Here is a 13,078-nt window from a genome sequence, read left to right on the forward strand (position 1 = left end):
TCGTCAAAAATACTCCATTATTAGTAAAAATAAAAAAGGAAGTGCGGAACAGGTTTCTATCCCGAATGAAAAATAAAGGTCATCTCGTTTATTCTCAGAGAAATAGATCAGGATATAAGTGAGAATTCCCGATAGAAAAAAAGCTAAACCATAAACAGGATTGAGATATGCGGAAGCCAGAATGATGCTGACAAATACCATCCCATACGCAATATATTTGGTATTCTGAATGCCTATCAGTTTGGGAAAAGTTTCTACCGTGTCACTTTTCATATCTCTGATGTCAAAAGGAAGAACCAGAGCTGTTATGAAAAAAAAGCTGATCAGAAATATAGGAATATTAAACTCAGGAAGGGTAAGCCAGCAGTTGACGAGAGCCCAAACAAGTCCTACATAAAATACTTTAAGCAAAGGAATCTTACGGATATAAACATTCAGAAAGAAGCTGTTGTAAAGCAGTCCCAGAATTACGATGACCAACCACTTCAGAAGTCTTATTTCATTATGATTATGAATAATAAGAAAAGCACAGATGATACCCGCTGCCGCATTCAATGCCAGTATCTTTAAGAAGTGTTTGGTATACTGATATTTAGTGTAAAGATAGCCGCTGAAATAAGTGATGAAAATGAGTAAAATGGTAGGGAAACGGAATGTGTTTTGCTCTTTCATGAAAAATACAGCAAAAAAAGTTCCCATAACGGAGACATAAATTTGACTGTCGATAACAGTTTTTTTCAGTATTTTTAAGAAATTCATTGATCAAAAATAATACCTATGAAAAACATCTCCAAATATGTTCTGTTGTTTTTTACTTTTTTCAGTATATTTTTCTCGGCTCAGAATTTCTATGAAGAGCAATGGCTGAAAGTAGCAGAAGGATACCGAAATGGGGATTTCAAATCCAGTTTACCCATCATTCTTGAAATTCAGAAAAGGGCAGTTAAGGATAAAAATGCTGTAGAAATTATAAAATCTTTAAAAGCTGAATTTGCCATTTATAAAGATACTCAGGATGATCCCAAAAATGATTATGCTTCCGTTTTCTTTTCAAAGATCAGCAATACGGAAAAACAGCTGAAAAAAGATGATCTGCTTTTATTTAAGGTACTGGAGATTGAATTTTTTGAAGATTATTTCGCAAAAAATAAATGGGAAATCCAGAAACGGACCAATATTGATAAAGGAGATATTGCTGAGATCGAATCCTGGACTCAGCTTGATTTTAAGAATTACTACCTGAACAAGTTTGCACAGCTTTCGGAATTAGATAGAAAACTCAAAAAAATTCCTTTGGAGAAATACAAAGATGCTTTCGAAACAAAAAGTGATTTTGAATTTTTCCCCAGCCTTTATGACTGGAAGGTCAGAAAAAATATGGAGTTCCTAAAAAGCAGTGACCTGTTCACAAAAAATGAACTGAAAGACAATCAGACTACAGTTCTAGCCCTATATCAGAATCTTATTGATTTTAATACAGGTAATCCTAAACTCTATTTTCAGCATCAGCAGCTGGTTTACGGGAATTCTATAAAAAAGGATGATGAGTTGCTTGATAAGCAGATTGCTCTGATTAAAAGTCCGGTACAGGGAGATTATAAGATTTTAATTCTAAATGATACGGCAGAGAAGCTGTTCAGATCAAAACCACAGGAAGCAGTAGCGCTCATTGATCAGGTAAAAAAAGAATATCCGGCATCCCAATTTATGAGCAATATTACCTATCTGGAAAGCAGGATGAAGAATTCTGAAGTGCAGCTTTATTACGAAGTTCACAACGAACCTGAAAAACCAATACAGATTGTAGCCCGACATAAAAATGCGGACAGTTTTACCATCAAGATCTACAGTATCAATAATTTCCAAAAGCAGCTTCAGTATCTGAGAGATCTTGATTATGAAGTGAATTACAAAAAACTAGATAAAACACTTTACAGAACAGAAGTTTTTCCTCTGATTGATAAGAAAGATTATAAGAGTCATACCACGGCACTGGAGATGAAGGCACTTCCCAAAGGAATGTATATCTGTGAATATATTAACGGAGAAGATGTGTCAAAGTTCTTGTTTTTTGTGACCTCTTCAAGGGTTATTTATGATGAAAATAAAGACCATATCCTCGTTTCCAGGGAGAATGGTAAACCCATGACCAATACAAGGCTCCTGAAATATGGATTTGGAGATTATTCCAATATGAATGAAACCCAGCTGCTGATTAAAACCGATAATTTTTCAAGATTTCCGTCTGAAAAGATCCGGTACCACGCTGTTCCCCAATATCTGATTTACGACTCTGCAAATAATGATTTCAATTTGGTAGATGGAACCTACAATGAGCGTTCCGACGCTTATCCATATCCTCATACGCAGTTTTTTCTGGACAGGGAGATATTCAGGCCCGGGCAGACCGTTTATTTTAAAGCAATATCCACCATTCCTGATTTTAATAAAAAGAGAGATAATGTCATCGTTAATAATGAACAGAAGGTTGCTTTGTTCGATGCCAACAATCAGGTAATCGCGACTGAAAAATTTAAAACCAATGCATTTGGATCATACAGTGGAAGTTTTGTCCTTCCGAAAGATAAACTGAACGGAAAATTCAGACTGGAAGTCTCCGGAATGTATAACGATTTTGCCATCACTGATTCAAAATATTTTTCTGTGGAAGAGTATAAGCGTCCAAAATTTGAAATCACTTTTGATACCATCAAAAAGGACTATAAATACGGACAGATTATAGAACTGAAAGGAAAGGTGCTTACCTTTTCAGGGATTCCTTTAAGCAATACCAATGTCAGTTTTGAACTTAAAAAAGAGAACATACGCCAAAGGTATTTCTGGTGGTACCCCGTTGAACAGTACAGCAATGAGAATTCAATCTTAGGAAAGGCGGAAACCAATGAAAAAGGGGAGTTTACCATTAAAATTGATCTTCAGAAGGATGAAAATACAGAAGGAATACAGGTTCATAACTACAAAGTAAAAACCTCGGCTACCGATATCAATGGGGAAACACAGCTTGCCGAAACCAATATAAAAGTAGCTTCGGTTTCCCATTATCTGGCGGTGGATGAAATAAAAGAAGCTGCTGCAGACGATGAGCTGAAAGTAAAAGTGAAATCTTTCAATTACAACGATATTCCTCTGCAAAAAAACTATAAAGTCAAGCTGGTTCAGCTAAAGCAGCCCAAACGCGTTCTGAGAAATAATTTCAGAAACAATATTCAGGACCTTCCGCAGATGTCCAGAGAAGAATATCTGGTGAAATTTCCACATGACAGATATGATCAGTCGGAAGACCGTAAAAACTGGGAAATCTTAAAAACCGTTACAGAGCGCTCGCAAGGTGACAAAGAATTGAACTTAGGCCGCCTGGAAGCCGGAGATTACAGATTGCTGGTTTACAATATCGAAGAAAAAGATACCATAAAAGCACAGCAGGATTTCAGCATCTGGGACAAAAAAGGGCTAGGGCCGGATCAGTATCCGTTCCTGAAAATCACAGCACCCAAAGATGAAGTGGTAAGAGGATCGCAGGTGACTCTGTATGCCTATTCCGCAATCCCGGACGCTGTAGTGAATGTATACTGGCAAGACGGACAAGGACGTAAAAAACTTGAAAATAAGACATTCACAAACGGAGTTCTGGCCTATACTTTTCCGGTTTCTCAGGACAGAAACATTGTGAAATATAATGTACAGTTTTCTGTGACTCATTACAACGATGTTCAGAATGAATTTGCCAATATTTATATTAAAAATGATGAAGAACCTTTAAAAGTTGAACTCTCTACCTTCCGAGATAAAGTAGAGCCCAATTCAAAAGAAAAATGGAGCGTGACGGTGGTAGGGAAAAACAAAGAGAAAGTAGTGGCAGAAGTATTGGCGGCCATGTATGATAAATCGCTTGATAAATTTGTTCCAAATACCTACAGATTCAGTAAATTTTATATCCCGTACAGTGTGATTGAGGATTATAATATCGGTAACTTCTCCGAGACTTTGAGCTGGTATCAGAAGTTCAATTATATAGAAACAAAAACGGTTTACATTCCTCAGTTCAATTGGTTTGATAAAAATGTATTTTATAATCTGTTGGCTAAATATTGTATGCTGACAGATACGGACGGTGATGGGGTAGATGACGCGAATGATGCATGCCCTACTGTTCCCGGACTGGAAACGTATAATGGCTGCCCAGCACCTAGGCGGGCAATGGCTATGGAAATCAACCAGACTTTGAAAACAAAAAGCGGGCGTTTTGAAAATGAAGAGATCCGCATGGCTTCCAATAAAAAAGAAGATAAAAAGTCTGAAGAGGATAAAGACGGTCTGGATGAAGTGAAAGCCCGCCAAAACCTTAATGAAACTGCATTTTTTTATCCTCACCTTAGAACAGATAAAGAAGGCAGGGTTAGTTTTGAATTCACAACACCGGAAGCGCTCACCAAATGGAAGCTGATGTTTCTGGCCCATACAAAAGAGGCAAGGGCAGCTGTTTTGGAAAAAGATATTGTTTCACAGAAAAAATTGTCCGTCAATCCAAACTATCCAAGATTTTTGAGAGAAGGGGATGAACTTAATTTCCAGACCAAAATTTCAAATCTTACCGATACCGCGATGCAAGGGGCTACATCTTTACAGATTCTGGATGCAGAAAGCGGTGAGGATATTTCTTCCCTGTTCGGGGTCACATCTGTACAGAATTTTACGGTGGGAGAAACCGGAAATTCTACCGTAAGCTGGAACATAAAAACGCCTTTCGGTAAAGCCTCTTCCGTTATTATCAAAATACTGGCAAAAGCAGGAAACTATTCCGACGGGGAGCAGATTCCGGTTGCTGTACTTTCAAACAGAATGTTGCTTACCGATGCGGTTCCGGTGTTTGTAAAAGAAGGACAGTCCAAAACATTTACATTGAATAATCTGAAACAGAATACTTCTAAAACAGCATTTAACTTCAGCAATACCTTAGAACTGAAAACCAATCCTATCTGGGAAATTATTTTTGCCCTTCCTGATCTGAATCAGAATTTAAATATAAGCTCCGACGAAATTTTTAATACCTGGTTTGCAGATGTGGTAGGAACTGAAATATTCAAAGCCAATCCCCGGATGAAAGCTGTTTTTGATGAATACAAAACGGCCGATCTTCTGAAAAGCAATCTTGAAAAAAATCAGGAGCTGAAACAGATTTTACTGGAAGAAACCCCATGGGTACTGCAATCCAAATCCGAAGCAGAAACCATGAATAGCATTTCAAGGCTTTTCGAAGTGAATTCCATGAAAAACTCAATCAATAAAGACTGGAATCAGCTTATGAAATATCAGAACCAGGATGGAGGCTTTCCGTGGCTTCCGGGATATCAGAGCTCCTATACCTGCTCATTATATATTCTGAAAAATCTTGGAAAAATGAATGAATGGCTTAAAGGCGGAATTTCCGAATACCAGACAGGTCAAAATGCCATGATCTCTTCACTCATCAGCTTTGTAGACTGGCAGCTGGAACGGTATTGGAAGGAAGGGGAAGACAATCCCTGGAGTAATTTTGCACTGGATTATTTAGATGCCAGACGCTATTGGGAAAAAGAATATCCTATCACCGGAAAAGGAGCAAGATTAAAGACAATAATTATTGACCGGGCAGATCAATTCAAAGTAACAGATCTTACTTTCTTTGGAATTCACAGGGCAGCCCTTATTTATGACAGCTACGGACTGAAAAATACTTCCGGAAAACTGATCAATTATTTAAAGGAAACATCCGTATCCTCAGAAACTCAGGGAGCTTACTGGAAAAAGAATCTGGACGATTGGGGATGGTATGAAAGTAAAGCTGTAAACCATGCAGGGGCTATAGAAGCATTAAATAAAATTACCCCCAACGACATTGATTTTATAGAAGAATCTAAAGTATGGCTGGCTACCCAAAAAGAAGTAAATTCATGGGGGAATTCCAGAACTACGGCAGAGATCATTTATATTATGATGAATTCCGGAAAATCATGGACAACTCCCGAGGCAGATAAAGCCACCGTGATATGGGGCGGAAAAGAAGTGGTGCCGCAAACCAAAACAACAGGCTATCTGAAACAGGTCATTAAATCTGACAAGATCAATCCAGGCCTGGCGGAAGTTACAGTTACAAAGTCTGGTCCGGGAATTGCACAAGGTGGATTATTCTGGCAGTATTATGAAGATCTGGAGAACGTAAAATCTACGGAAACCTATCTTTCGATGAACAGAGAATATTATAAAAAGATAAAGACCGAAAACGGGGAACAGCTGTTAAAAATTACAGATAGCAGTCCGCTTACGGTAGGAGACAGAATAACGGTAAGAATGATTCTGAATACAGACCGGCCGATGCAGTATGTGCATCTCAAAGACATGAGAGCCGCCGGTTTAGAGCCTGTAGACGTACTTTCCGGGTATCAGTACAAAAATAATCTTGGGTATTATCAGGTGACGAAAGATGCCTCTACCAACTTCTTTATCTATTATATGCCGAAAGGAAAATACGTGTTTGAATATGATATGGTATGCAATGCCTCAGGAAGTTTTTCAAGTGGTTTTGCGGTTTTGCAGAACTACTATGCACCTCAGATGAATGCCAGAACGAAAGGAGACAAAATAGAAATAAGAAAATAACAACATAAGCAAATGAGAAATGTTAAACTAATAATGATACTTCTGTGTTTCAGCTTTTTTGCGAAAATGCATGCCCAGAAATATTACGACGACCAATGGAAAAAGGTGATTGAAAACAGTGCGAAAGGCGCTTATAAATCTAATCTTCCCATTATTTTAGACATCCAAAATCACGCAATGAAAGAAAATAATGCCATCCAGCTTATCCGTTCCCTGAAAGCGGAATTCAGTATTGTCAATCAAACGGTAGATGACGATAAAAATGATGCTGCGTCTCAGTTTTTTAAGAAACTTCAGGGAGCAGATTCCAAACTGAAAGGAGAAGAAAAACTGGTGTACCGTGTTCTTCTGAACGGATTCTTTATGGATTACTATAATCAGAATTCGTGGGAGATAGAAGGAAGAACCAACATCAATTCACAGGATCTGTCCCAGATAGAAACCTGGAGTAAGCTGGACTTTAAAAACTATCTGAAGAAAAGCTATCAGGAACTGGATCAGCAGAAACAGGACATGAAAAAAACATCCCTTGCGAAGTATAAAGATATTTTTACAGACAGCAAAGACATCGCTTATTTCCCGACCTTGCTTGAATGGTATTCCATGAAAAAGATCGGTTTCCTTTCCGAAAACAGCCTTTTCACAAAAAATGAACTGACGGAAAACAGAACGCAGATCAATATCACCTTTGATGAACTGATTGCTCAAAACAACGGAAATCCTAAGCTTTATTTCATGAAAGAAAAGCTGATGGAAAACTGCAACTACAACTCATGCAAAGATAAACTTGAACAGCTTCAGAATCTGTTGAAATCTGATACGGAAGGAGATTATAAAGTCATCATCATGGAAGATATCATGAATGAGCTGATGGCCAAAAAGAAGGATAAAGAAGCTTTGGCTATAGCTGAACAAGCTAAGAAACAATATCCGAAATCTCCGTTTATCGACAACATTAAAAGCAAAGAAAACCAGATCATCAATCCTTTTCTTACGCTTAAATATGAACAGCAGACCCAGAATAATCTGCCGATCCAACTTGTGGCAGATCACAAAAATGTAACCGAATTTTCACTGAATATTTATGAAGTAAAAGAAGATTTTACAACCTTCATGCAATATATGCAGAACTCTTACAACAACAGTTTTGGAAGAGTTAAAAAAAGTCTGGTAAGAAAAGAAACCTTTCAGCTGGTGGATGCCAAAGACTATCAGGTGCATAAAACGGCTTTAGAGATCAAACCTCTTCCTTCGGGAGTCTATGTTCTTGAATATTCCGTGGCAGGATCTGATGCAAAAGACAGCGATTCCAGACAGAATTTCTATTTCCTGGTTTCCGGAAACAGAATCATCTATCAGGCAAAAACAGACAGGAATCAGCTTTCCAATACTCTGAAACTGGTGAACAGCGAAAACGGAAAACCGGCGGCCAATGAAACCCTTACTTTTTATGAATTTGTGGCCAATAAAACATTAAATAAAATAGAAGGGAAAACAGATGCCAACGGTGTTTTTAAATTTCCTTCCACCTCAAGCAATGAATATTACAGAACATTTCTGATCCGCCAGCCTAAAACCAATGATTTCCAAATGATGCAGGTATATGGAAACAACGGAAATGTGGAAGACTACAACCCGAATAAACAAACCCGGACCAAAGCGCAGATCTTTACAGACAGAGCGATTTACAGACCGGGACAAGTTGTTTATTTTAAGGTCATCAACACAAAAATAGATAAGGAAATAGAATCCGTTACTTCCGGTGTAAAACAGAAAATTACCCTTCAGGATGCCAACGGTCAGGAAGTCACTTCGCAGAATTTCACCACCAATGATTTCGGTTCCTACCACGGAAGCTTTATTCTTCCGAAAGGGCAGCTGAACGGGGTGTTTTATTTAAGAACTGATGATGTGTCCCAGGGATACAAGGACATCAGAGTGGAGGAATACAAGAGACCGAAATTTGAAGTTACTTTTGACTCTGTAAAAGACGAATACAAATACGGGCAGGTCATTGAACTGAAAGGAAAAGCCATGATGTTCTCCGGTGTTGCTTTGAGCAATACGACGGTTAATTATGAGATCAAAAAACACAACATCAGATGGAGATACTTCTGGTGGTATCCAAATGATAGCGGTAATGAAAACTCTATTCTCGGCGAGGCCAAAACCAATGAAAAAGGAGAATTTGTAATCCGTCTTGATCTTAAAAAAGATGAAAAACTGGAAGGAATTCAGATTGATAATTATGAGATTAATGCTTCCGTAACCGATATCAATGGAGAAACACAGTCTGCGAATACACAATTGAAAGTGTCCTCAGTTTCCCACTACATCAAAGCAGAAAACATCAAAAATGCATTCAGTGACGAAAGTGTAAAACTGAAAGTGGAAACATTGAATTATAACGAACAGGATCTTAAAAAATCATATCACGTTAAACTGTCAAAACTGAATGCTCCGGACAGAATTTTCAGAGACAATTTTGCGACAGAGGTTCAGAACCTTCCAAAATATTCAAAAGACGAATTTATCAGTAAATTCCCACATGATTTGTTTGATAAAAATGACGAAGCCAAAAACTGGAAAACAGAAAAAGTAATCAATGAAAAACTTCAGCAGACAGCTCCGGAACTGGATTTAGGAAAGCTGGATGCAGGAGATTATCAGCTTGAATTGTTTAATATCGAAGGAAAAGACACCATAAAATCTTCTCAGAATTTCAGTATCTGGGATAAAGGTTCTTTGAAACCCGCTCAGAAAACCTTCTTAACGGTTATTGAACCGAAGAACGAATTTTCAAGAGGCGAAAAGGCGAAAGTATATGTGTATTCGGCAATTCCGGATGCGCTGGTGAATGTATTTATTCAGGATGGTTCAGGAAAAACAGTTGCAGAAAGTCATCAGATGAAAAAAGGTGTACTGGAATATACCGCAGATATCCCTAAAGATAAAGCGGTATCAGCTTTAAATATTCAGTTCCAGATTGCAGCCTTCAATGATGTTCAGACCCAGTCTGCCACACTGAAAATAAAAAATACCGAACAGCCTTTAAAAATAGAAACCGTTACTTTCAGAGATAAACTGGAGCCGAATTCCAAAGAAAAATGGACGGTGAAAGTATCAGGAAATGATAAAGAAAAAGTAAATGCTGAAGTACTAGCCAATATGTACGATATGTCACTGGATCAGTTCGCAGCCAATACATTTAGCTGGCAGAATTTATATACGCCATATTCCATCGTGACGTCTTACGATGTGAGACAGTATCTGCTTCAGCAATACTATCAGAAAAGATTAAAATACTACAATGGAAAATATGTAGATATTCCTAATTTTAATTGGTTTGATGGAGGTCTGTACAATCAGGGAGGAAGAATCGCCCCTGGTCTGGAGGTTTACAGTACAGCTCTTCCGGCACCGGTTGCCAGCGCAAAAATGGAAAGTGTTGAAGAGGCTATAGTGGTAGGAAATAGGGCAAAAAGAGCAAACTCATTTGCTGCCGGAGATCAGCAGGCTGATGCCGATGGTGTTGCTGATAAAGAAAATTCAGCAGAAGACCTGGAAAAAGTTCCTGTACGTCAAAACTTAAATGAAACTGCATTCTTCTATCCGGATCTGAAAACAGATGCAGAAGGCAATGTTAATTTTGAATTCACTTCCCCGGAAGCATTAACGAAATGGAAACTGATGTTCCTGGCCCATACAAAAGATGCCAGAGCAGCGGTGTTGGAAAAACAGGTGGTAACGCAGAAAGAATTCTCTGTAACGCCTAACTATCCAAGATTCCTGAGAGAAGGGGATGAACTGAACCTTCAGTCGAAACTATCCAACCTTACCGATAAAAAATTGAGCGGTTCTGCGGAACTTCAGATTCTGGATGCCTTCACGAATGAAAATATTTCTTCTCAGTTCGGCATCAATGCAGGAACACAGAATTTTAATTTAGACGAAAAAGGAAACAGTGCACTCACATGGAAACTTAAAGTTCCGAATAATGTATCTTCTATTATTTTAAAAGTAGTAGCAAAAGCAGGCACCTATTCAGATGGTGAACAGCAGGCTATAGCGATACTTCCGAACAGAATGCTCGTAACAGATGCACTTCCTGTATTTGTAAAAGAAGGCGAAACAAAAACATTTGTTTTGGATAACCTTAAAAACGCAAACTCTGCAACCATTACCAATGTTTCCAATACGTTGGAACTTACGACCAATCCGATCTGGGAAATTATGTTTGCACTGCCAAGCCTTAAAAACGACCAGAACAATTCTGCGGATGTAATCTTCAATAAATGGTTTGCCGATGTACTGGCTTCTGAAATCTTTAAAGCCAATCCGAAAATGAAGACCGTTTTTGAAGAATATCAGAATAAAGGATTACTGAATTCAAATCTTGAAAAAAATCAGGAACTGAAACAGCTTTTACTGGAAGAAACACCCTGGGTGCTGGAAAGTAAAAGTGAAGGCGAACAGATGCAGAAACTGGCTTTATTGTTCGATGCCAATACAATGAGAAACTCCGTCACTCAGGATTGGGACGATCTTAAAAAACTGCAGAATCCGGATGGCGGCTTCTCATGGTATCCCGGATATCCGAGCTCTTACGGAACATCATTGTATATCCTTAAAAATTTAGGAAAAATCAACAGCTGGCTGAAAGATAATGCAAAAGAATATCAAGGGACAGCACAGGCAGAACTGGTAGCGAAATTAGTGCAGTATGTAGATAATGAAGTAAGCAAATACTGGGATGTAAAAGCCAATAATGTCTGGAGCAACTGGGCTATGGATTATCTTGATACCCGAAACTACTTGGAAAAACAATATCCTCTGAGCGGAAAAGGAGCATCCTTGAAATCTATGGTAAAACAGAAAGCAAAAACAGCGAAGATCACAGATTTTACCTTCTTCGGACTTCACAGAGCTGCTTTACTGATGAATGATTATGGCTTAAAAGATGTTTCGGATAAATTAATGAACTATCTGAAAGAAACGTCTACCGATACAAAAACTCAGGGCGTTTACTGGAAACAGAATCTTAATGACTGGGGATGGTTCGGATCTAAAGTGGTTAATCAGGCAGGTGCGTTGGAAGCATTCAACAAACTGAAGCCTAACGATCAGAAAATGATTGAAGATATGAAGATCTGGCTGGTGACTCAGAAAGAAGTGAACTCATGGGGAAGCTCAAGAGGAACCTCAGAAGTGATCTTTACGATTTTAAATTCAGGAAAATCCTGGACAGGTGCAGAAAGCGATAAAGCAACAATCGTTTGGGGCGGAAAAGAATTAGTTCCCCAGACTCAGGCCACAGGTTATGTAAAATCAACTGTGAAAACAGACGCGGTAGATAAAAACCTGGGAACAGTAACGGTTACAAAACCGGGACCGGGAATTGTTCAAGGCGGATTGTTCTGGCAGTACTATGAAGATCTGGATAAAATAAAATCTTCCGAAAACTACATCTCCATCACCAAAGAACTTTACAAAAAAGTGAAAACGGTAAATGGGGAAGAACTTCAGAAAATTTCAGCGGATACCCCTTTAAAAGTAGGAGATAAAGTAACCGTAAGAATGATCCTGAATACAGACAGAGCGATGGAATTCATTCACATTAAAGACATGCGTGCGGCAGGATTTGAACCTACAGATGTATTGTCCGGTTACCAGTGGAAAAACAATCTGGGGTACTATCAGGCTACGAAAGATGCATCTACCAATTTCTACATCCAGTATATGCCGAAAGGAAAATATGTCTTTGAGTATGATGTGATCTCAAATGCTTCAGGAAAATTCTCCAACGGGATTACCACCATGCAGAATTATTATGCACCGCAGATGAATGCCCATACAAAAGGGACCAATGTGCAGATTTTGGAATGATTTTTGGCTATAGGGAAGTAGTAAAATTTTTAAAACAAAAATAAGATGAGATTTTCAAAAACTTTAATGACAGGACTGATTATGTTGGCAGGTGTAAATGCTTTCGCACAAAAGAAAGCAGAAAAGTTTGAGAAGCTGGAGATTGAAATGTTCCCGAAAGCTAAAGACGGATTTAAGCAGGTGTATATTCAGCTGCCTGTTGCCAAAAATGAAAGCGATTTAAAAGTGGAATTTTTTGTAGGCGCAGAGAAATTGCTGGACTGTAACAAACATTTTTTAATGGGAAATGTGAAAACCCAGGATCTTCAGGGATGGGGCTACAACTATTATGAAGTAGAATCGAACGGTGAAACGGGAGGAACTTTAATGGCTTGCCCGGATCAGAAGAAAACCAAGAAATTTGTAACGCTTCAACCGGAGATCGTAAGATACAACAGCAAGCTTCCTTTGGTATTCTATGTACCGAAAGACCTTGAAGTTCGTTACAGAATCTTGCGTCCTGATGCTAAAATAAAGTCAGCCGTTCAGAGATAAT

At 38.4% G+C, this 13,078-nt stretch carries 4 protein-coding genes; 3 read left to right on the top strand and 1 reads right to left on the bottom strand.

The window, feature by feature from the left end; genetic code table 11:
• Positions 1-3 precede the first annotated feature (3 nt).
• Positions 4-699: a UbiA prenyltransferase family protein gene (locus ACM46_RS10470; RefSeq protein ID WP_338151992.1), complete on the bottom strand. Its 696-nt coding sequence runs from the start codon at positions 697-699 to the stop codon at positions 4-6.
• A gap of 78 nt (positions 700-777) precedes the next feature.
• On the opposite strand from ACM46_RS10470, the gene ACM46_RS10475 reads away from it, so the two are divergent.
• From ACM46_RS10475 to eco, 3 genes are read left to right on the top strand one after another with little or no spacing between them, the layout of a single operon-like run.
• The gene (locus ACM46_RS10475) at positions 778-6,657 is read left to right on the top strand and encodes an alpha-2-macroglobulin family protein (RefSeq protein WP_048506597.1); all 5,880 of its coding nucleotides are present in this window, start codon (positions 778-780) and stop codon (positions 6,655-6,657) included.
• Between the two features lie 12 nt (positions 6,658-6,669).
• The gene (locus ACM46_RS10480) at positions 6,670-12,543 is read left to right on the top strand and encodes an alpha-2-macroglobulin family protein (protein WP_048506598.1); all 5,874 of its coding nucleotides are present in this window, start codon (positions 6,670-6,672) and stop codon (positions 12,541-12,543) included.
• 45 nt (positions 12,544-12,588) lie between these two features.
• Positions 12,589-13,077, top strand: a complete 489-nt coding sequence (gene eco, locus ACM46_RS10485) for a serine protease inhibitor ecotin (protein ID WP_048506599.1) — start codon at positions 12,589-12,591, stop codon at positions 13,075-13,077.
• Position 13,078: the final 1 nt, after the last annotated feature.

The organism is Chryseobacterium angstadtii (genome assembly GCF_001045465.1).
Classification (GTDB): domain Bacteria; phylum Bacteroidota; class Bacteroidia; order Flavobacteriales; family Weeksellaceae; genus Chryseobacterium; species Chryseobacterium angstadtii.